Source organism: Streptomyces sp. NBC_00223 (assembly GCF_036199905.1).
Lineage (GTDB): Bacteria > Actinomycetota > Actinomycetes > Streptomycetales > Streptomycetaceae > Actinacidiphila.
The window spans coordinates 6,454,055-6,474,164 of sequence record NZ_CP108109.1 but is presented as its reverse complement, the minus strand read 5'-3'; the positions used below and the strand labels follow the sequence as shown (position 1 = coordinate 6,474,164).

The following is a 20,110-nucleotide window of genomic DNA, read 5'->3' as shown; positions in this document are numbered from 1 at the left end:
CGTTTTTGCGGATGAATCACCCTTTCTTCCCGCTCAGCTGGGCAGTTGGGCCGGTTTGTACGGCAGTTGACCGGCGTCCGCGCCACCGCCCGAGCAACGCGCCTGCCGCACAGGCCCCGGCCAGGGCGGCCAGGGACAACGCGAGTGCGACGAAGAACGGTTGGCCCGCGAGCCGCAGCATCCGCGCGACCGTCCCGCCGCCACCCTGCGAGGCGCCGCTCACCACTGACCACAACGCGCCGCCCGCGTCGCCGAGTTCCCGGGTCGCGTGGCCACCGATCAGCGTCCGTACGGCCGGTGCGACCAGCAGCGGTACGGCGAGGACCGCCGACAGGCCGAGCGCGGTGGTCCGGAAGGTGGCCGCCGCCAGCACTCCGGCCCAGGCGCAGCCGACGGCGAGCGCGGCCCCGGCGGCGAGGGCGGCTGGATGGGCCAGCGGGTCGGGGGTACGGGCGGGACCGGCGGTCAGGCGCAGCACCTCGACGTCGACCGCGGCCGCCAGACCCGCCAGCAGGAGCGCGGCGACCGCGCCGACCACGAGTTTGGCGGCGAGCAGGCGCGGGCTGCGCGGTTCGGGGCCGTAGCCGGGGGCCAGCGCGGGATAGCGGAACTCCTGGCCGTAGCTGAGCGCCCCCAGTCCGCCGGCCCCGATCGCGGCTGCGGGCAAAGGCAGTTCGGCGGCCCAGCCGGAGATCAGCCGCATCGGGGAGGCGGCCGTGGCGCCGGTACGGGCCAGCAGCAGGGCGCCGAGCACCGAGCCGACGAGCGCGACGGCGACGGTGGGCCAGGGGGTGCGGACCCCGAAGGCGCGGCGCACCTCGTAACCGACCGGCCGCACGGGGCCGGGCCGGTGTCCGGCGCGGCGGGGCGCCCTGCCGATGAACACCCGCCGCGGCTCGGCACCCGCCGGGTCGTCACCGGATGCCTCGGCTCCGCCACCGGCCGGAGCGGTGTCGGCCAGCTCGTGCAGCAGGATGCCGTGCCGGTACGCGGTCTCCCCCACGGCCGCCGAACTCGATCCGTAGACCGCGATCCGGCTGCCGCTCTCGGCGACCACTTCCGCGCCCCCGTCGCTCAGCAACTCCGCCAGCCGCTGGGCGTACGGGGACCGCACCGCCACATACGGGCGCAGCCGGCCGCGGGCGAAGTCCGAGGCGGCCTGGTCGGCGACGAGCCGTCCCTTGTCCAGGGCGATCACATGATCGGCGGTACGTGCCAGCGCGCGGGCGTCCCGGCCGGCGAGCAGGACGGCGCCGCCTTCTGCCGCATGTCGGCGCACCAGGTCGTGCACCCACGCCGCCTCGCGCGGCGGCAGCCCGCGGGCCGGGTCGTCGAGGATCAGCGCCCGGGGGCGGGCCAGCAGTGCGACGGCGAACCCGAGCCGGCGGTCCATGCCCAGCGAGTACGACCCGAGCCGCTGGTCGGCGACCTCGTCGAGCCCCACGAGGGCGAGCACCTCGTCCGCGCGGGACACCGGGACGCCGAAGGCGGCGCAGAGCATTCGGAGATGGCCGCGGGCACTGCGGCGGGGGTGTCCGGGCACGTCGCCGACGAGGGCGCCGATCTCCCTGACGGGATCGGGCAATTCATGCAGGGGGCGGCCGTCGACAAGGGTCGCGCCGCGGCCGGACTCGACGCCGAGCAGCAGGCGCAGGGCGGTGGTCTTGCCCGACCCGGCCGGTCCGAGCAGCCCGGTCACTTCGCCCTCGCGGATGTCGAAGCTGAGGTCGCGGACGGTGGGCCGGGCGTTGCGCCGGGGTGTGCTGGTCAGTCCGATGGCCTGGATCACCCTTGCACCATAACGCCCAAAGTGGACAATTATGACGAAATTCAGACCTCCGGTCGCAGCATCGGCGGATTGAGCAGGGTGGCACCTCCGGCCCTGAACAGCTGTGCGGGGCGCCCGCCCTGACGGGTCGTCGTACCCCCGGTGGGCACGAGGAAGCCGACCGTGCCCGTCACCTTCCGGTGGAAGTTGCGCGGGTCGAGCGCCACTCCCCACACCGCCTCGTAGACCCGGCGCAGCTCGCCGACGGTGAACTCGGGCGGGCAGAACGCGGTGGCCAGCGAGGAGTACTCGATCTTGGACCGGGCCCGCTCCACACCGTCCGCCAGGATCCGGCCGTGGTCGAAGGCGAGCGCGGCCGTCTCGCCCGCGTGCTCCTGCCCTCCCTCGGCCAGCAGCGTGCCGACCGGGGCCCACCGGGCGCTGCTGGCGTCACCGCCGGCCCGGGGAGCCGGCAGGTCGGGCGCGAGCACCAGGTGCGCCACGCTGACGACCCTCATTCGCGGATCGCGCTGCGGGTCCCCGTAGGTGGCGAGCTGCTCCAGATGGGCACCGTTCTGCGCCCGCAGTCCGGTCTCCTCGGCCAGCTCGCGGGCGGCGGCCTGGGTGAGGTCCTCGTCATCGCGGACGAACCCGCCCGGCAGCGCCCACCTCCCCTGGAAGGGCGGCTCACCTCGGCGCACGGACAGCGCGCACAGCGCGTGGTGCCGCACTGTGAGCACGACCAGGTCGACGGTGACGGCGAAGGGCGGGAAAGCCGACGGGTCGTAGGGCGACATGCCGCGATCTTAGTCGTCTGCCTGACGATAATCAGCCGGATCGACAGCTCCCCGCGATCAAGTCGCGGCGAATTTCCCCCGGCCCGCCCGCCGAACACCCGGCCGAGCGCCCCACCCTCGGCCCGGCTACCGTTCCTGGACGGGAGCCACCGCTCCCGGCGCCATCTCGTACTTCCGGAGACAGACCCATGGCCGTCCACCGCCAGCCAGGAACCGTCATCACCGACCACACCTTCGCCGTGCCCCTCGATCATTCGGCCCCCGACGGGGAGCGGATCGAGATCTACGCGCGGGAAGTCGTGGCCGCGGGCCGGGAGAACGACGAGCTGCCCTGGCTGCTCTATCTGCAGGGCGGTCCCGGCGGCCGCTCCCCCCGCCCGCTGGGCCGCGACAGCTGGCTGACCCGGGCGCTGGACGACTACCGGGTGCTGCTCCTCGACCAGCGCGGCACCGGGCGCTCCACCCCGGCCAACCGCCAGACGCTTCCGACCCGCGGCGACGCGGCGGCGCAGGCGCGGTATCTGACCCACTTCCGGGCCGACTCGATCGTCCGGGACTGCGAAGCCGTCCGGCGCCAACTCCTCGGCGAGGACACCGCCTGGAGCGTCCTCGGCCAGAGCTTCGGCGGCTTCTGCGCGGTCACCTACCTTTCCTTCGCTCCCCAGGGCCTGCGGGAGGTACTGATCACCGGTGGACTGCCCGGACTGACCGCCACCGCCGACGATGTCTACCGCGCCGCCTTTCCGCGCATCGAGCGCAAGAACCTCGCCCACTACGCGCGCTACCCCGAGGATGTGGAGGCGGTCCGCGGCATCGTCCGCCACCTGCGCGACAACGAGGTGCCGCTGCCCGGCGGCGACCGGCTCACCCCCGAGGCCTTCCAGTCGCTCGGCCTGATGCTGGGCACGGGCAACGGCTCGCACACGCTGCACTACCTGATCGAGGACGCCTTCGTGACGGGGCCGTCCGGGCCGGTGCTGTCCGACTCCTTCCTCTCCGAGGTGCGCGGGCACCTGTCCTTCACGGCCAATCCGCTCTACGCGGTGCTGCACGAGGCGATCTACGGACAGCGTTCGGTCGCACCGGGCGGGACCGGCTGGGCCGCCGAGCGGGTGCGCCGTGACTTCCCGCGGTTCGACGCCGACGCCGCGCCGGCCGCCGGCCTGCCGGTGCTCTTCACAGGCGAGACCATCCACCCGTGGATGTTCACCACCGACCCGGCGCTGGCACCACTGCGCGAGACGGCCGAACTGCTGGCGCACCACGAGCAGTGGCCGGACCTCTACGACGCGGACCAACTGGCGCGCAACGAAGTGCCGGTGGCGGCGGCGATTTACCATGACGACATGTACGTCGACACGGCCGACTCGCTCGCCACGGCCGCCGCCATCCGCGGTCTGCGCACCTGGGTCACCGACGAGTACGAGCACGACGGTCTCCGGGCGAGCGGTGGCCGGGTCCTCGACCGGCTGCTCCGACTGGTCCACGGCGAGCTGTAGTCCTGGCGATCACCCGTTTGCGCCTCTCCTGCCGCAGGCAGTGCCGCAGCAGCTCGGGGTCCAGGCCCTCGTTGACGGAGTGGTGGAGCAACCGGGCGAACGTGTAGTGGGGTTCGAGGTCGAGCGCCAGGCCGAGGGCCACCCGCGCCTCGGCCTCGTCCCCCGAGGACCACGCCACCCATCCGGCCAGGGCCAGCGGGGCCGCGGCGTGGTCCCCGTACGGCCCGGCGCAGCGTCGGGCCAGGGCGCGCCACAGCCGCAGCGCCGCGTCGGCGTGGACCGGCTCCATCCATTCGGCCGCCCGGTCGCGGGTCTCCTTGTCCTGGAGTCCGAGGATGATGGTCGCCGCCTCGTCGTTGCGCAGCAGCTTGTCGTCCCTGCGGTCGGCGCGCCGGGGGTCGTCGATCCGCGGCGCGGCGCGGAACTTCTCCAGCGCGGCGCGGGCCAGGCCCAAGGTGCGCTGCCGTACGGCCTCGGCGTCGCCGCCGGCCAGCATCTGCGGCACCAGCTCCGCGCAGACCATGTCCAGGGCGATCTGGTGTTCCCGGTCACGCGGCTCCGTCGGCTTGAGCCGGACCTCCAGGTCACGCAGTAAGCCGGGCAGGGGCATCCCCACGTAGGCGGCGGTGGCGGCGATGGCCGAGCTGCCCGGCAGGGGCAGCGCGGCGCCCTCCGGCGGCATCGGCGCCGCCTGCGGCCGGCAGTACGACCACCAGCGGCCCGCCGACACGCAGAGGGCCTCCACGACCGGCACCTCCAACTCGCCGCAGGCCACCCGCAGGAGCTGGGCCAGTGGCCGCAGCCGCGTCATGACGGCCGAGGCCCGTTCACCCTCACGTGGGTCCTGGCAGAGGAAGAGCACGATGGCGTCCGGCTTGCCCTTGCGCCGGATGCTGTTCCTCACGAGGCAGCCGGCGAGCTGCTCGGCCATGTCCGGCCATTCGGCCGGATCCTCGGGCAGGCCGAGCCGCACCCGGCCGCCGAACTGCCCGTGCTCTCCGTGCAGCGCGACGAGAACGGCACTGTCGGTCGGATGGAAGCCCAGCAAATAGGGGAGCGCGTCCGCGAGTTCGGCGGACCCGCGCAAGGTCACCTTGACCTCTCCCGACGACGACGATGACTTTCCGTGATGATTCTGCTTGCTCTGTGTCATGACTCGACGATGCCGCACATCGGGCATTTCGCGCCAGTCCCACCAAATGGCTGTGGATAACTCGGGCCGGAGTTATCCACAGATCGCGGAGCGCGGTTGGCGGAATGTCGGTGCAGTCGGGTTGCATAGGGCCATGACCGAAACGACCTCCGCACTGCGCGGCGCCGCCGACACCGTACTGAGCCGACTCGTCGGCGCCGCGCCCGGCGCCGCGCGGCTGCGCGAGGACCAGTGGCGTGCCGTCGAGGCGCTGGTCGCCCACGGCCGCAGAACGCTGGTGGTGCAGCGCACCGGCTGGGGGAAGTCGGCGGTCTACTTCGTGGCGACCGCGCTGCTGCGCGAGCGCGGCAGCGGGCCGACCGTGATCGTCTCGCCGCTGCTCGCGCTGATGCGCAATCAGGTGGAGGCCGCGGCGCGCGCGGGCATCCGGGCCCGCACGATCAACTCGTCCAACCCCGAGGAGTGGGACGGGATCGACGCGGAGGTGGCGGCGGGCGACGTGGATGTCCTGCTGGTCAGCCCGGAGCGGCTCAACAACCCGGACTTCCGCGATCAGGTGCTGCCCAAGCTCGCCGCGACGACCGGCCTGCTCGTCGTGGACGAGGCGCACTGCATCTCGGACTGGGGCCACGACTTCCGTCCCGACTACCGGCGGCTGCGCACGATGCTCGCCGATCTGCCGCCCGGCGTGCCCGTGCTGGCGACCACAGCGACCGCGAACGCCCGGGTCACGGCGGATGTCGCCGAGCAGCTGGGCACAGGGGCGACAGGGACCGACAAGGACGGCGCGCTCGTGCTGCGCGGGCCGCTGGAGCGCGAGAGCCTTTCGCTGGGCGTGCTCCGGCTGCCGGACGCCGCCCACCGGCTGGCCTGGCTCGCCGACCACCTCGACACCCTCCCGGGCTCCGGCATCATCTACACCCTCACGGTCGCCGCCGCGGAAGAGATCACCGCGTTCCTGCGCGGGCGCGGGTATGCCGTGGCCTCCTACTCAGGGAGGACGGAGAACTCCGACCGCCAGGCCGCCGAGGCGGACCTGCTCGCCAACCGGGTCAAGGCACTCGTGGCCACCTCCGCCCTGGGCATGGGATTCGACAAACCGGATCTCGGATTCGTGGTCCACGTCGGTTCCCCGTCCTCGCCGATCGCCTACTACCAGCAGGTCGGGCGCGCGGGCCGAGGCGTCGACCACGCCGAGGTGCTGCTGCTCCCCGGCCCCGAGGACGCCTCGATCTGGCGGTATTTCGCCTCTCTCGCCTTCCCGCCGGAGGAGCAGGTCCGCCGCACACTGGAGGTCCTGGCGGCAGCCGACCGGCCGCTGTCCGTGCCCGCCCTGGAGGCACGGGTCGATCTGCGCCGCTCCCGGCTGGAGATCATGCTCAAGGTGCTGGACGTGGACGGCGCCGTGCACCGGGTCCGCGGCGGCTGGACGGCCACCGGACAGCCGTGGGTGTACGACACGGAGCGGTACGCGTGGGTCGCGCGCCAGCGCGAGGCCGAGCAGCAGGCGATGCGTGAGTACGCGAGCACCACCGACTGCCGGATGGAGTTCCTGCGCCGGCAGCTGGACGACGAGCTGGCCGCGCCCTGCGGCCGGTGCGACAACTGCGCGGGCGCGCGCTTCCCCGTCGAGGTGTCGGCCGCCTCGCTGGAGGCCGCGCGCGCCGCGCTGGGGCGCCCGGGCGTCGAGTTGGAGCCGCGCAAGATGTGGCCCACGGGGCTGGAGGCGGCCGGGGTCGCGCTCAAGGGACGCATTCCGGCGGGCGAACAGGCCGCGACGGGAAGGGCGCTGGGCCGGCTCTCCGACATCGGCTGGGGCAACCGGCTGCGCCCGCTCTTCGCGGAAGGCGCCGCCGACCAGCCCGTACCGCCCGACGCGGTGGACGCCGTGGTCCAGGTGCTGGGCGACTGGGCCCGGGGGGCGGGCGGCTGGGGAAGCGGTGCTCCGGACGCGGCAGCGCGCCCGGTCGGCGTGGTCAGCGTCGCCTCCCGCCACCACGGACAGCTTGTGGAGTCGCTCAGCGCCCGTATCGCCGGGATCGGCCGGATTCCGCTGCTCGGCAGGGTGGACTACGCAGGGGGCGGCGACCCGGGCGGGGTGCCGCGCAGCAACAGCGCACAACGCGTGCGCGCCCTCCACGGCGCCTTCGAGGTGTCCGAGGAACTGGCCGCGGCCCTGAAGGCGACGCCCGGACCGGTGTTCCTGGTGGACGACTTCGCGGACACGGGCTGGACTCTGGCGGTCACCGCCCGGCTGCTGCTGCGCGCGGGCGCGACAGCGGTGTTCCCACTGGTCCTGGCAGTTCAGGGATGAGCGGGCGGCACGGGCCCACGGACAGCGGGGAATCTATGCGAACGGACGTGTCCATACCGGTCGGCGACCCCGATTGACCGTTGCCGCCGGGCAGTGCGGGGGGAAGAATTGGAGGTGCATCCCCGATCGGCTCTCCGAGCCCTCCAACCGGCGTGCGCCCGCGCCCGGTCCATGGGTGCGTCCGAAGGGAGGAGCGTGACCATCGGCTTCGTTCCGGAAGCGTCATCCGCCACTTCCTCCCGTCTCTCCCGCAATCTGGAACCGGCCGAATGGGCAAGCATCGGTGTGCCGTTGCTCGCCAACCCACGCGACGTGATCAAGGATCTGCACGCCCGGCACCTGCCGTCCCCCTCCACCGCCGTGGTCGCGGTGTACGACCCCGACGGAAGGATCAGGGCGAGCGCGTCCTTCGTCGGCCGCGAAGGCGCGGTGGACGGCTGGGAGCGCCGCAACGTCCTGCTCTCCCATCTGCGCCGGGTCATCCCGCACGACCTGCGGCTGCGTGCCCCGGTAAGGGTCGCGGTGCTCCTCGTCTGCCGGGAGGGCGGTCCCGGGTGGACGGAGGTGGACGGCGCCTGGATGTGGGGCCTGCGGGACGCCTGCACCCTGCACGGCCTGCGCTGCGGGTCGTATGTGACCCTCACCGCCGACGGTTGGAACGTCATCGGTGAGAACCGCACGGGCCGCACGCCGAACGCCGCTTCGTGGTCCCGGGCACCGCGCGCCCCGGCGCCCGTCCTTTCCGACGGGACGCCGGCGCCACAGGCCGCCCGTCGGGCCGCCGCGCGGTGACGGTCAGGCGCTGGCGCCCAGCAGTCCGTCGATCCGCGCCGGGTCGCCGCACACGATCAGCAGCAAGGTCGCACGCGCCAGCGCACCGGCCAGTGCGCGGGGCATGCCGTCGTCGCCGACGCCGTTGAGGGCCACGACGACAACCGGGCGGGCTGCGGCGCGCTCGGCGGAGATGTCGGCGTAGAAGACATCGTCAGCCGCGTCGTGCTGAGCCCAGTAGGAGGCTTCGCCGAAGGACAGCTCGTGTGCGGCCCAGGGGTGCTGGTCACCGGTGGTGAGGACCAGGATCTCGCCGGGCGAACGGCCGCTGTCGAGCAGCAGGTCGACCGCCTCGTCGGCGGCGTCGACCGCGCCGTCGGCGGGCGCGGGGATGAGCTGGATCTGGGCGGCCCCGCCGCCGGCGGGACGCTGCTTCGGCACGCCGGGCGACGTCGCCGTGTCGGCCGGGGTCGCCGGTCCGGAAGAGGCGGCACCACTGGGCGCGACGGGTCGGGCGGGACCGGGACGGCCGGGAACGGCACCGGCGGCGGCTACCGCCCTCGGCGGTGCGGGTCGCGGTGCGGCGGGCCTCGGTGGACCGGGGACAGGACGGGGGGTCGACGCACTCCGGCCGGTGGCGGGAGCAGTGCGGGGACCCGGGACGCTCTCGTGAATCTGAGGCTCCTCGGGGGTGAGAGGCATGGGTTGATGTTTATCAAACGCGCTGCGAATGCGCAGCGGTGGGTGGGTGCTGGATCAGAAATCGAAACCGAGTTGTTCCCCTGTGTCGATGCTCTCCCGCACCTTCTTGAGGTGTTGCCACCGCGGCATCGTGTCCAGGTACGACCAGGACACGCGGTGCTGCGCGGTCGGCCCCAGTTCCTCAAGGGCCGCACGGTGAACAGGGGACGGATATCCGGCGTTGTCCGCGAAGGCGAACGGGGCGTATTCCGCGCCGAGTTCGGCCATCGTGGTGTCCCGGCGCACCTTGGCGATCACTGAGGCCGCGGCGACCGAGACACACGACTGGTCGCCCTTGATCACGGTCCGCACCTTCCAGGACCCACCCAGGTAGTTGTGCTTGCCGTCCAGGATGACCGCGTCCGGCCGTTCCGGCAGGGCCTCCAGCGCGCGTACCGCCGCCAGCCGCAGCGCGGCCGTCATCCCCAGCTTGTCGATCTCCTCGGGCGAGGCATGGCCGAGCGCGTACGAGGACACCCAGCCGGTGAGGATCGCGGCGAGCCGAGCGCGGGGTTTGGGAGCGATGAGTTTGGAATCGGTCAGACCCTCCGGCGGCCTGCGCAGACCGGTGACGGCGGCGCACACCGTAACGGGCCCGGCCCAGGCGCCTCGTCCCACTTCGTCCACCCCTGCGACGGTTCGTACGCCGAGGGTGGCGCGCATCGAGCGTTCGACGCTGTGGGTAGGTGGTTCGTACGGCATGGCATGTCCAGCCTACCCCCCGGCAATCCGCCTTCTCCGCAGGGGTGATCAGGCCGGTACGGCCCAATCGGGCAGCGCTTCGGTCCGCCGCGTCCAAGCGCTCGGCGGCTCACCGTCCGGGCGGGACGCGACGATCCCGCCGACGATGGCGCACGTGGTGTCCACATCGCCGCCGGCCCGCGCGGTGGTCCAGAACGCCCGCTCGTAGTCACCGAGGTGACGCGCGGCGGCCCACAGCGTGAAGGGGACGGTGTCCTGGGCGCTGGTGCGGCGTCCGCAGCCCAGTACCGCCGCCACCGTCGACACGTCCGCGTAGTCGAGCAGGTCGCGGGCGCGTCCGATCCCGGTGCGCACGGCGCCGCGGGGCACATGGCCGAGCACCGCCCCGAGCAGTGCTTCGGGGTCACGGGGCCCGGCCGGGTCGGCGGCCAGCGAAGCGGCGGCGGCGACCGCCATCGCCCCGGCCACCGCCTCCGCGTGCTGATGGGTGGTGTACGCCGAGAGCTCCGCCTGGTGGGCGGCCTGCTCCGGGTCGCCGGCGTACCAGGCGCCCAGCGGAGCCACCCGCATCGCGGCGCCGTTGCCCCAGGACCCCTGGCCGTTGAAGAGACCGGCCGCCAGCTCACGCCAGTCGCCGCCCTCCTGCCGGATCAGCCGCAGCATCCGGTTGACGGCCGGTCCGTAACCGCGGTCGAAGTCGTGGTGCTCGGCGAAGGAGTGCGCGAGGGCGTCCTGGTCGATCCGGCCGTGCCGGAACAGCACGGCCAGCATCGAGCACGCCATCTCCGTGTCATCGGTCCAGCTCCAAGGGCCGGGCGGAAGTTCGCCGCTCTGCAGCGCGGGGTAATTGGCGGGAACGAAGAACTGCGATCCCAGGGCGTCGCCGACGGCCAGCCCCCGCAGGCCGGCCATAGCTCTGGACATGCGTTCGGCTTGGGTGAGGTCAGCGGTCATGGCGTCGAAACTCTGGCATCGCGCCTCATCCGGGTCAATCTCTATGTGCCGAAGCTCACCGCGCCGGGCTCACTGGAAACCGCCGCCGGGCGGGCCCGGAGTGCCCCAGCGCTCGAACGGCCGGTCAAGGGCATAACGCCCCGTGCTGTCGAGCAGCAGCATCCGGGTCTCCCCGTTGGACGGGTTGGACAGCGTCTCGAACTCCTCGACCGTCCAGTGGAACCAGCGCATGCAGAACAGCCGCATGGTGAGCCCATGGGTGACCAGCAGGACGTTCGGCGGGAAGTCCGGCTTGTCGAAGGCCCGGTAGAGCGTCTCCAGGAACGAGCCGACCCGGTCGTAGACATCCGCCCCGCTCTCCCCCATCGCGAAACGGTAGAAGAAGTGCCCGTACGCGTCGCGGGCCTTGCGCTGCCGCTGGATGTCCTCCTGGTCCTGCCAGTTGCCCCAGTCCTGCTCCCGCAGCCTCGGTTCCTCGCGCGCGTGGACCAGCGCGGGATTCAGGCCCAGCGACCGGTAGGTGCTCCAGGTTCTGCGGTAGGGGGAGACATACGCCTGCACCGGCTCCTCGGCGAACACCTCGCGCAGCCCGGCGCCGGCGCTCGCGGCCTGCCGGCGTCCGTCGGCGGTGAGCTCCAGGGCGTGGTCCGGCACCCGTTCGTAAATGGCGCCGTCCTCGTTGCCCTGGGACTCTCCGTGCCGGATGAGCACGATACGGCGAGGGCGTCCCATATCGGCCAGCCTATTGCTCATACGGGCTTCCGGTGCTCAGGTCGGCCGGCCGATTCCCGCCGGCCACCGCCTTGGCGGGCATCCGCGCGGGCCGGAGCGGCCCGACCGCACTCACCCGCCGGACCGGGCGCGCCGGAGGCCCGTACCGCACATGCGGGGCCGGGCACGCCCGGCGCCCTCAGACCGTCCACGCCTGCACCACGTCCACCACATCGCCCGCCACAGACAGCACATCGGTGTCCAGGTCGGCCCGCTCGGAGAGCCGCGAGACGGATCCCTCACGGTATTTGCCGTGTTCGGTCGCCGTGTCCCACATCGACAGCACCACGAAGTCGTCCCCCGAGCCCTGGGCGAAGACCCCGCGCAGCATGCCGGGCGACCCGGCCATGGCCGGGTTCCACACCCGTTCCTGCATCAGCGTGAAGTGCTCGACCCGCTCAGGATGGACCTTGCACAGTGCCACCCGCAGCAGGTCCGCGTCGGCGAAGCGCGGCTCGAAGCCGACCTTCACCTCAAGCCGCTGCTCGAACAGGCGCACGGCGAGCATCTCGAAGGTGCCCTGCTGACCGGCCGCGATACCGTCGTGCGGCCCGGCCATGAAGGCGTCGTAGGACCGCCGGCTCTCCCAGAAGGCAAAGAGATGCGCCACTCCGGGCTGCGACCGGCTCCAGCCGCCGCCCTGCCCCAGAAACCCGGGTTGTTCCCTGAGCGCCGCCCATCTGCGCTGCCCCCGGTCGAACCCTGGCCGATCGACGACGCCGCAGCGTATCCACTTCACCAACACCGCGCCATCGTAGTGGCGTCGGGCCCCCGGAATCGTCCCCCTCCGGCAGATCAGAGCCTGATGGACTCCCCGGGCTTCAGTCGGAACAGCCGCTTCGAGAGCCCCGCGGCGGCGAAAGCGGCCTCCAGCCTGTCGCCGTCCTCGGTGAAATGTCCCCAGTGCTCGAAGTGCAGGGGTACGACCGCGCGGGCGCCCAGTATCACCGCCGCCCGCGCCGCCTGCTCACTCGTCAGGGTGAGGGGCGCCTCGGGCACCAGGTCGGTCCGCGCCGCACCGGCGAAGAGCAGCGCGATGTCGAACGGTCCGAAACGGTCGGCGACGGACCGGACGACATCGAGCGAGGCGTTGTCCCCGCTGATGTACACGGTGGGCAGGTCCGTGCCGGACAGTACGAACCCGGTGACCTCGCCGACCACCGCCTCGCTCCCGTCGGGCCCGTGCTGCGCGGGCACCCCGGTGACCCTGAGCACGCCGCCGCCCGGGCGCGGTAGCTCGGTGTGCTCCCAGTTCGGCAGGACACGCACCTGCCCCGCCAGCCGCTCACGGGCGGACCGCGTGGACAGCACGAGGGCGGCTTCCTCCACCAGCAGCCGGCCGGCGGCGTCCAGGTTGTCGGGGTGCTGGTCGTGCGAGAGCAGTACGGCGTCCACCGGCCCGATCGCGTCCTGCCGGATCGCGGGACCCACGGTCTTGGTGAGCGCCCGCGTCCCGATCGGATACGCCCCCGGTTCGTCGAACGTCGGATCGGTGAGCAGCCGCACCCCGCCGATCTCGATGACCGACGTCGGCCCGCCCACGTAGCTGATGCCCAGGTCCGTCATGACTTCCCCCTGTTGTTGATCTTCGAGCCGTACAGTCGGCCTTCTCCGAGAGGTCTTCCCCACCGCCCCCAGGAGACGTAAACACCGATGGGGAGCCGTTCACTCGAACGACTCCCCATCGGCTCATACGACCGTCGGCTCACCTACCCGCGAGCAACGGACACGCGGCGGATCAGCTGCATCCGCTGGTCGACCCGCATCCCTCGCAGAGGTAGCAGCTGCCGGCCCTGCGCATCTTCGTGCCGCAGGAGAAGCACAGGGGGGCGTCGGCGTTCAGCCCCAGCTGGATCTCCAGCAGCTCCGTGGAGTTGTGGGCCTCCTTGGGCGCCGGGGCGACCGCCGCCGCTTCCACGGGCTTGGCCACGGAGAGCGGCTTGCGCGCCTCCACCTCGCGCGGCGCGGACTGGGCCAGGCTCTCGACGTCCATCTCGTCGTCACCGGCCTCGTAGGAGCCCGTGTCCAGGTGACGCTGGCGTTCGTCGGCGGAGTGAATGCCCAGCGCGGAACGCGTCTCGAAGGGCAGGAAGTCCAGTGCCAGCCGCCGGAAGATGTAGTCGACGATGGACTGCGCCATGCGCACGTCCGGGTCGTCGGTCAGACCGGCCGGCTCGAAGCGCATGTTGGTGAACTTCGAGACGTAGGTCTCCAGCGGCACGCCGTACTGCATGCCGACCGACACGGCGATGGAGAAGGCGTCCATCATGCCCGCGAGGGTGGAACCCTGCTTGGACATCTTGAGGAAGACCTCGCCCAGGCCGTCGTCCGGGTAGGAGTTGGCCGTCATGTAGCCCTCGGCGCCGCCGACGGTGAAGGACGTGGTGATCCCGGGACGGCCCTTGGGGAGACGCTTGCGGACCGGGCGGTACTCGACGACCTTCTCGACCGACGCGGGAACCTCCGTGACGGCCTCGGTCTTCGCCTCTTCCTTCTTCTTGGCGGAGAGGGGCTGGCCGACCTTGCAGTTGTCGCGGTAGATCGCGAGTGCCTTGAGGCCGAGCCTCCAGCCCTCGAAGTAGACCTCCTCGACCTCTTCGACGGTGGCCGACTCGGGCAGGTTCACCGTCTTGGAGATCGCGCCGGACAGGAAGGGCTGCGCGGCGGCCATCATCCGGACGTGACCCATGGCGGAGATCGCCCGCTCGCCCATGGCGCAGTCGAAGACCGAGTAGTGCTCCTGCTTGAGGTCGGGGGCGTCGATCACATTGCCGTGCTCGGCGATGTGGGCGACGATCGCCTCGATCTGCTCCTCCGCGTACCCGAGCCGCCTGAGCGCCTTGGGGACCGTGTTGTTCACGATCTGCATGGAGCCGCCGCCGACCAGCTTCTTGAACTTGACCAGGGCCAGGTCGGGTTCGACGCCTGTGGTGTCGCAGTCCATCATCAGGCCGATGGTGCCGGTCGGCGCGAGGACCGACGCCTGCGCGTTGCGGAATCCGTTCTTCTCACCGAGCCGGATGACGTCCTGCCATGACTCGGTGGCCGCGGCCCAGACCGGTGAGTCCAGGTCGTCCACACGGGTGGCCGCCGCGTTGGCGTCCGAGTGCTGCCGCATGACGCGCTTGTGGGCGTCCGCGTTGCGGGCGTAGCCGTCGTACGGGCCGACGACCGCGGCCAGTTCCGCGGACCGCTTGTAGGACGTGCCGGTCATCAGGGAGGTGATGGCACCGGCGAGTCCGCGGCCGCCGTCGGAGTCGTAGGCGTGGCCGGTGGCCATGAGCAGCGCGCCCAGGTTGGCGTAGCCGATGCCGAGCTGGCGGAAGGCGCGGGTGGTCTCACCGATCTTCTGGGTCGGGAAGTCCGCGAAGCAGATGGAGATGTCCATCGCGGTGATGACCAGCTCGACGACCTTGGCGAAGCGCACGGCGTCGAAGGACTGGTTGCCCTCGTTGTCGTCGCGCAGGAACTTCAGCAGGTTCAGCGAGGCCAGGTTGCAGCTGGAGTTGTCCAGGTGCATGTACTCGCTGCACGGGTTGGAGGCGGTGATCCGGCCGGACTCCGGCGAGGTGTGCCAGTGGTTGATCGTGTCGTCGTACTGGATCCCCGGGTCGGCGCAGGCCCACGCGGCCTCGGCCAGCTTGCGGAAGAGCGCCTTGGCGTCGACCTCCTCGATGACCTCGCCGGTCATCCTGGCGCGCAGGCCGAACTTGGAGCCCGTCTCGTACGCCTTCATGAACTCGTCGTTGACGCGCACCGAGTTGTTGGCGTTCTGGTACTGGACGGAGGTGATGTCGTCACCGCCGAGGTCCATGTCGAAGCCCGCGTCACGAAGGGCGCGGATCTTCTCCTCTTCCTTGACCTTGGTCTCGATGAACGCCTCGACGTCCGGGTGGTCCACGTCCAGGACGACCATCTTGGCGGCGCGGCGGGTGGCACCGCCCGACTTGATGGTGCCCGCGGAGGCGTCGGCGCCGCGCATGAAGGAGACCGGCCCGGACGCGTTGCCGCCTGAGGAGAGCAGTTCCTTGGACGAGCGGATCCTGGAGAGGTTCAGGCCGGCGCCCGAGCCGCCCTTGAAGATCATGCCCTCTTCCTTGTACCAGTCGAGGATCGACTCCATGGAGTCGTCGACGGACAGGATGAAGCAGGCCGACACCTGCTGGGGCTGCGCGGTGCCCACGTTGAACCACACCGGCGAGTTGAAGCTGAACACCTGGTGCAGCAGCGCGTACGCAAGCTCGTGCTCGAAGATCTCGGCGTCCGCGGGGGACACGAAGTAGCCGTGCTCCTCACCGGCCCTGCGGTAGGTGTGCACCACGCGGTCGATGAGCTGCTTGAGGCTCTTCTCCCGCTGGGGGCTGCCGACCGCGCCGCGGAAGTACTTGCTGGTGACGATGTTGACCGCGTTCACCGACCAGAAGTCGGGGAACTCGACGCCACGCTGCTCGAAGTTGATCGAGCCGTCGCGCCAGTTGGTCATGACGACGTCCCGGTGCTCCCAGACCACCTCGTCGTACGGATGCACGCCGGGGGTGGTGTGGATGCGCTCGATGCGCAGACCCTTGCTCGCCTTGGAACCCTTGGTACGAGAACCGCGTGCCGGGCCGCTCGTCGTCTCTGTCATGCCGCCTCCCTATACGGGCGAAAACGCCCAGATGTGCCCGGTTCTTCCCCGCGGCACAGTGATGTCTGCCGCCGGAGCGCCCGTGGCGCACCGGCAAATCCTGGTCCTGGCGCCGCTCAGCCGTCGGCGGAAGCGGGCGCGGCCACGGGGACTCCGAGGTCCTCGTCGAGCCCGCCAGGAGTGGTGGGCGGAAGCTGCTCGCGCAGTTCCGTGATGGCCCTCTCGAAGTCCTCAAGCGAGTCGAAGGCCCGATACACACTGGCGAAGCGCAGATAGGCGACGAGATCGAGGTCCTGGAGCGGGCCGAGTATGGCCAGTCCGACGTCGTGGGTGGACAGCTCGGCACTGCCGGTGGCCCTGACCGCCTCCTCGACGCGCTGCCCCAGCTGGGCGAGGGCGTCCTCGGTGACGGGCCGTCCCTGGCAAGCCTTGCGCACGCCCGCGATCACCTTGTTACGGCTGAACGGTTCGGTGACGCCGCTGCGTTTGATCACCATGAGCGACGCGGTCTCGACGGTGGTGAACCGCCGACCGCAGTCCGGGCACTGACGCCGCCGGCGGATCGAGGCTCCGTCGTCGGTGGTGCGGCTGTCGACGACACGGCTGTCGGGGTGTCGGCAGAAGGGACAGTGCACGGTTCCACTCCCTCCCTCACCCGTGGTGAGCGCACGACAAAGACGTTTTCGACAGGCCCGTACGGGCCTTCGAAGCCGCCACAAGCATAGGCGATCCGGCTGGCGATGGAGCCACCGAATCCACTTCGCAACCACAACTTGTGGTGGCTGGGCTCTATCCAACCACTAGATCTGGTGGCGGTGGCGCAGCACCCCTGTCCCGCGTGTCGTAGTCGGGACGCCCCAGAGCGTAGGGGAAGAAGCGGCGCGGCACGTCATCGGGGCGGGGGTGACACACTGGCTCGCAGGGCTCGGCGGAGAGTCATCGAATGTGCCGCAATCGAACTTCCATTCGATCGATACACCCGGTACCTTGATCACGTCAGCGGATTTATGCAAATTCACTCGAACGTGTGTTTGGCGCAACCTTTCGAAACCCACTACCGTTGTACTAACTGCCCGCGCACGAAGGCGGGCCGACCGCAGTCCATGCGGTGGAGAACATCTCGAAAGGGGCCGCCGTGACCACCACCGCAGAGAGCGCCGCAGCCGCATTGGCCGCACATGACCGCTCCCCGGATCGAATCGGCCCGTTGGACGTGATGAACGAAGACAGCGCCCCGAAGCCCGCCCGCTCGCTTCCCGGCCGCCCGCCGGGCATTCGTGCCGACAGCTCGGGACTCACGGAAAGGCAGCGGCGCGTTATCGAGGTCATCAGGGACTCGGTGCAGCGTCGCGGATATCCGCCCTCCATGCGCGAGATCGGCCAGGCCGTGGGGCTGTCCAGCACCTCCTCGGTGGCCCATCAGTTGATGGCCCTGGAGCGCAAGGGCTTCCTGCGCCGCGACCCGCACCGGCCGCGCGCGTACGAGGTCCGCGCCTCGGACGCCGGCCACTCGCAGCCCACCGACACCACCGGCAAGCCCTCCGCGTCGTACGTCCCGCTGGTCGGCCGGATCGCCGCGGGCGGCCCGATCCTCGCCGAGGAGTCAGTCGAGGACATCTTCCCGCTCCCCCGTCAGCTGGTCGGCGACGGCGAGCTGTTCGTGCTCAAGGTGGTCGGTGACTCGATGATCGAGGCCGCCATCTGCGACGGCGACTGGGTGACCGTACGCCGTCAGCCCGTGGCGGAGAACGGCGACATCGTCGCGGCCATGCTGGACGGCGAGGCGACCGTCAAACGCTTCAAGCGGGACAACGGCCATGTGTGGCTGCTGCCGCACAACGCGGCCTACCAGCCCATCCCCGGTGACGAGGCGACCATCCTCGGCAAGGTGGTGGCCGTACTGCGCCGGGTGTGAGCCGGCCACTCCCCTCGGGCCCCGGAATCCCAGCACGGGTTCCGGGGCCTCGCCGTGCCCATCACTGACCGCCTCAAACGGTTTCGCCCACCGGGACCTTCGCCGTCGCGTCGATCGCCGCCAGCGACCTCCGCACCTGGTTGCGGTCCGTGGTGTACCAGAACTCGGGCATCGAGGCGCGCAGAAAGCTCCCGTAGCGGGCGTTCGCCAGCCTGGGGTCAAGGACGGCCACCACTCCCCGGTCGCCCGTCGCCCGGATCAGCCGGCCGGCCCCCTGCGCCATCAGCAGCGCCGCGTGGGTGGCCGCGACCGCCATGAAGCCATTGCCGCCGTTCTCCTCGACGGACTTCTGCCGGGCGCTCATCAGCGGATCGTCGGGCCGCGGGAACGGAATCCGGTCCATCACGACCAACTGGCAGTTCGTCCCCGGCACGTCCACGCCCTGCCACAGTGACAGCGTCCCGAACAGACACGTCCTGGCGTCCTCCGCGAAGGCGCGGATCAGCTCCCCCAGCGTCTCCTCGCCCTGCAGGAGCACCGGATGGTCCAGCCGCCCCCGCATCGCTTCCGCGGCCGCCTGGGCACCGCGCATGGACGAGAAGAGCCCGAGCGTACGGCCACCGGCGGCCTCGATCAGCTCGGCGAGTTCGTCGAGCATGTCCTCCCGGTTGCTGTCCCGCCCCGGCTGCGCGAGATGCCTGGCCACGTAGAGGATGCCCTGCCTGGGGTAGTCGAAGGGCGAACCGACGTCGAGGCCCTTCCACTGCGGTACGTCCTCGCCCACGGTGCCCTCGGGTGCCAGGCCGAGCGAGGCACCCACCCCGTTGAAGTCACCGCCCAGTTTCAGGGTGGCCGAGGTGAGCACCACCGAACGCTCAGTGAACAGCTTCTCGCGCAGCAGCCCGGACACGCTCAGCGGCGCGACCCGCAGCGACGCCCCGTACCGGTCGTGCCGCTCGCACCACACCACGTCGTACTCCGAGCCCTGTACAAGGCGTTCGCTGACGTCGTGGACGTGCTCGACCGCGGCGAGGGCCTGTTTGCGCACCGCGTCCTCGTCCTGCACGGACTTGTCGCGGGTGTCGCCCAGCGCGACGATCACCTGCCGGCAGGCGTCCCGCAGCGCGGCCAGGGCGTAACCGAGATCCTCCGGGATCTCCTCCAGCCGCCCGGGCAGGGCGAGTTCCATCAGGCGCTCGAACCCCTCGCCCGCGCTCAGCAGCGCGTCGGCCGCCTTCTCGTTGACCAGCCTGGCGGCGCGCTTGACCGCCCGGCTGACACCGAGGGGGGTGAGCTCGCCGGTGGCGACCCCGGTGACGCGCGAGACCAGTTCGTGCGCCTCGTCGATGATCAGCACCTCATGGCTGGGCAGCACGGGCGCGCCCTCGATGGCGTCGATCGCCAGCAGCGCGTGATTGGTGACCACCACATCGGCGAGCTTGGCCCGCTCCCTGGCGGCCTCGGCGAAGCATTCGGCGCCATAGGCGCACTTGGTGGCGCCCAGGCACTCCCTGGAGGTGACGGTGACCTGGCTCCAGGCCCGGTCCGAGACGCCCGGGGTGAGCCCGTCCCGGTCGCCGGTCTCGGTCTCGTCGGCCCAGTCACGCAGCCGCAGCAGGTCCTGTCCGAGCTTGCTGGTCGGCGCGGCGGCCTCGAAGGGGTCGAAGAGGCCGTCCCCCTCGTCCTGCGGTACGCCCTCGTGCAGGCGGTGCAGACACAGATAGTTGGAACGGCCCTTGAGCATCGCGTACTGCGGCTCGCGGCGCAGCAGGGGCTTGAGCGCCTCGACCGTGCGCGGCAGGTCGCGCTCGACGAGCTGCCGCTGGAGGGCGAGGGTGGCGGTGGCCACCACGACGCGCTCGCCGTGGGCGAGCGCGGGCACCAGATAGCCGAGGGACTTTCCGGTGCCGGTGCCCGCCTGGACGAGCAGGTGGGACTGGTCGTCCACGGCGGCCGCGACGGCCTGGGCCATGGTGACCTGACCGGCCCGCTCCAGGCCGCCGACGGCGGTGACGGCGGCGTGCAGCAGGTCGGTGAGCGCGGGTGGGGTCTTGGCAGTCATAGGGAGGCCAGCCTACGGCGAGCCACTGACAGCGCG

General features: G+C 71.3%; 16 protein-coding genes. 4 read left to right on the top strand and 12 right to left on the bottom strand.

Annotated elements, in window-relative coordinates; translation table 11 throughout:
- Nucleotides 1-16: 16 nt before the first annotated feature.
- Nucleotides 17-1,789: an ABC transporter ATP-binding protein gene (locus tag OHA30_RS27645; protein WP_328916590.1), complete on the bottom strand. Its 1,773-nt coding sequence runs from the start codon at nt 1,787-1,789 to the stop codon at nt 17-19.
- A 41-nt stretch (nt 1,790-1,830) separates the two neighbouring features.
- On the bottom strand, nt 1,831-2,565 hold the full coding sequence (locus OHA30_RS27640) for an NUDIX hydrolase (RefSeq protein ID WP_328916589.1): 735 nt from the start codon (nt 2,563-2,565) through the stop codon (nt 1,831-1,833).
- Between the two features lie 188 nt (nt 2,566-2,753).
- On the opposite strand from OHA30_RS27640, the gene OHA30_RS27635 reads away from it, so the two are divergent.
- Nucleotides 2,754-4,064 carry an alpha/beta fold hydrolase gene (locus tag OHA30_RS27635; RefSeq protein ID WP_328916588.1) on the top strand — a complete coding sequence of 437 codons (1,311 nt, stop codon included), beginning with the start codon at nt 2,754-2,756 and terminating at the stop codon, nt 4,062-4,064.
- Here the strand turns inward: OHA30_RS27635 and OHA30_RS27630 are convergent.
- A complete protein-coding gene (locus OHA30_RS27630; RefSeq protein ID WP_328916587.1) occupies nt 3,976-5,217 on the bottom strand; it encodes a DUF4192 domain-containing protein in 1,242 nt (413 codons plus the stop codon). The genes OHA30_RS27635 and OHA30_RS27630 overlap by 89 nt on opposite strands.
- A 133-nt stretch (nt 5,218-5,350) precedes the next feature.
- Here OHA30_RS27630 and OHA30_RS27625 point away from each other — a divergent pair, with 133 nt between their 5' ends.
- Both OHA30_RS27625 and OHA30_RS27620 read left to right on the top strand, forming a co-directional pair.
- On the top strand, nt 5,351-7,531 hold the full coding sequence (locus tag OHA30_RS27625) for a RecQ family ATP-dependent DNA helicase (protein WP_328916586.1): 2,181 nt from the start codon (nt 5,351-5,353) through the stop codon (nt 7,529-7,531).
- Between the two features lie 195 nt (nt 7,532-7,726).
- Nucleotides 7,727-8,323 carry a hypothetical protein gene (locus OHA30_RS27620; RefSeq protein WP_328916585.1) on the top strand — a complete coding sequence of 199 codons (597 nt, stop codon included), beginning with the start codon at nt 7,727-7,729 and terminating at the stop codon, nt 8,321-8,323.
- Nucleotides 8,324-8,326: 3 nt separating this feature from the next.
- Here the strand turns inward: OHA30_RS27620 and OHA30_RS27615 are convergent, their stop codons facing one another.
- From OHA30_RS27615 to nrdR, 8 genes are all read right to left on the bottom strand, one after another.
- The gene (locus tag OHA30_RS27615) at nt 8,327-9,004 is read right to left on the bottom strand and encodes a hypothetical protein (RefSeq protein ID WP_328916584.1); all 678 of its coding nucleotides are present in this window, start codon (nt 9,002-9,004) and stop codon (nt 8,327-8,329) included.
- Nucleotides 9,005-9,058: 54 nt separating this feature from the next.
- Nucleotides 9,059-9,745, bottom strand: coding sequence for a ribonuclease HII (locus OHA30_RS27610; protein WP_328916583.1), 687 nt, complete (start codon nt 9,743-9,745; stop codon nt 9,059-9,061).
- A 48-nt stretch (nt 9,746-9,793) separates the two neighbouring features.
- Complete coding sequence (locus tag OHA30_RS27605) at nt 9,794-10,699, bottom strand: ADP-ribosylglycohydrolase family protein (protein ID WP_328916582.1); 906 nt, start codon at nt 10,697-10,699, stop codon at nt 9,794-9,796.
- 69 nt (nt 10,700-10,768) lie between these two features.
- Nucleotides 10,769-11,431 (bottom strand): histidine phosphatase family protein, encoded by a 663-nt coding sequence (locus OHA30_RS27600; protein WP_328916581.1) that lies wholly within the window; start codon nt 11,429-11,431, stop codon nt 10,769-10,771.
- 178 nt (nt 11,432-11,609) lie between these two features.
- Nucleotides 11,610-12,215, bottom strand: a complete 606-nt coding sequence (locus OHA30_RS27595; RefSeq protein ID WP_328916580.1) for a YdbC family protein — start codon at nt 12,213-12,215, stop codon at nt 11,610-11,612.
- A gap of 50 nt (nt 12,216-12,265) precedes the next feature.
- Nucleotides 12,266-13,036, bottom strand: coding sequence for an MBL fold metallo-hydrolase (locus OHA30_RS27590; protein WP_328916579.1), 771 nt, complete (start codon nt 13,034-13,036; stop codon nt 12,266-12,268).
- A gap of 172 nt (nt 13,037-13,208) precedes the next feature.
- Nucleotides 13,209-16,097, bottom strand: a complete 2,889-nt coding sequence (locus OHA30_RS27585) for a vitamin B12-dependent ribonucleotide reductase (protein WP_328916578.1) — start codon at nt 16,095-16,097, stop codon at nt 13,209-13,211.
- Nucleotides 16,098-16,213: 116 nt separating this feature from the next.
- Complete coding sequence (nrdR, locus tag OHA30_RS27580; protein ID WP_328916577.1) at nt 16,214-16,732, bottom strand: transcriptional regulator NrdR; 519 nt, start codon at nt 16,730-16,732, stop codon at nt 16,214-16,216.
- Nucleotides 16,733-17,232: 500 nt separating this feature from the next.
- Between nrdR and lexA the strand changes: the two genes are divergently transcribed.
- Nucleotides 17,233-18,012, top strand: a complete 780-nt coding sequence (lexA, locus tag OHA30_RS27575) for a transcriptional repressor LexA (protein ID WP_328916576.1) — start codon at nt 17,233-17,235, stop codon at nt 18,010-18,012.
- Between the two features lie 73 nt (nt 18,013-18,085).
- Here lexA and OHA30_RS27570 read toward each other — a convergent pair whose 3' ends face one another.
- The gene (locus tag OHA30_RS27570; RefSeq protein WP_328916575.1) at nt 18,086-20,074 is read right to left on the bottom strand and encodes an ATP-dependent DNA helicase; all 1,989 of its coding nucleotides are present in this window, start codon (nt 20,072-20,074) and stop codon (nt 18,086-18,088) included.
- Nucleotides 20,075-20,110: the final 36 nt, after the last annotated feature.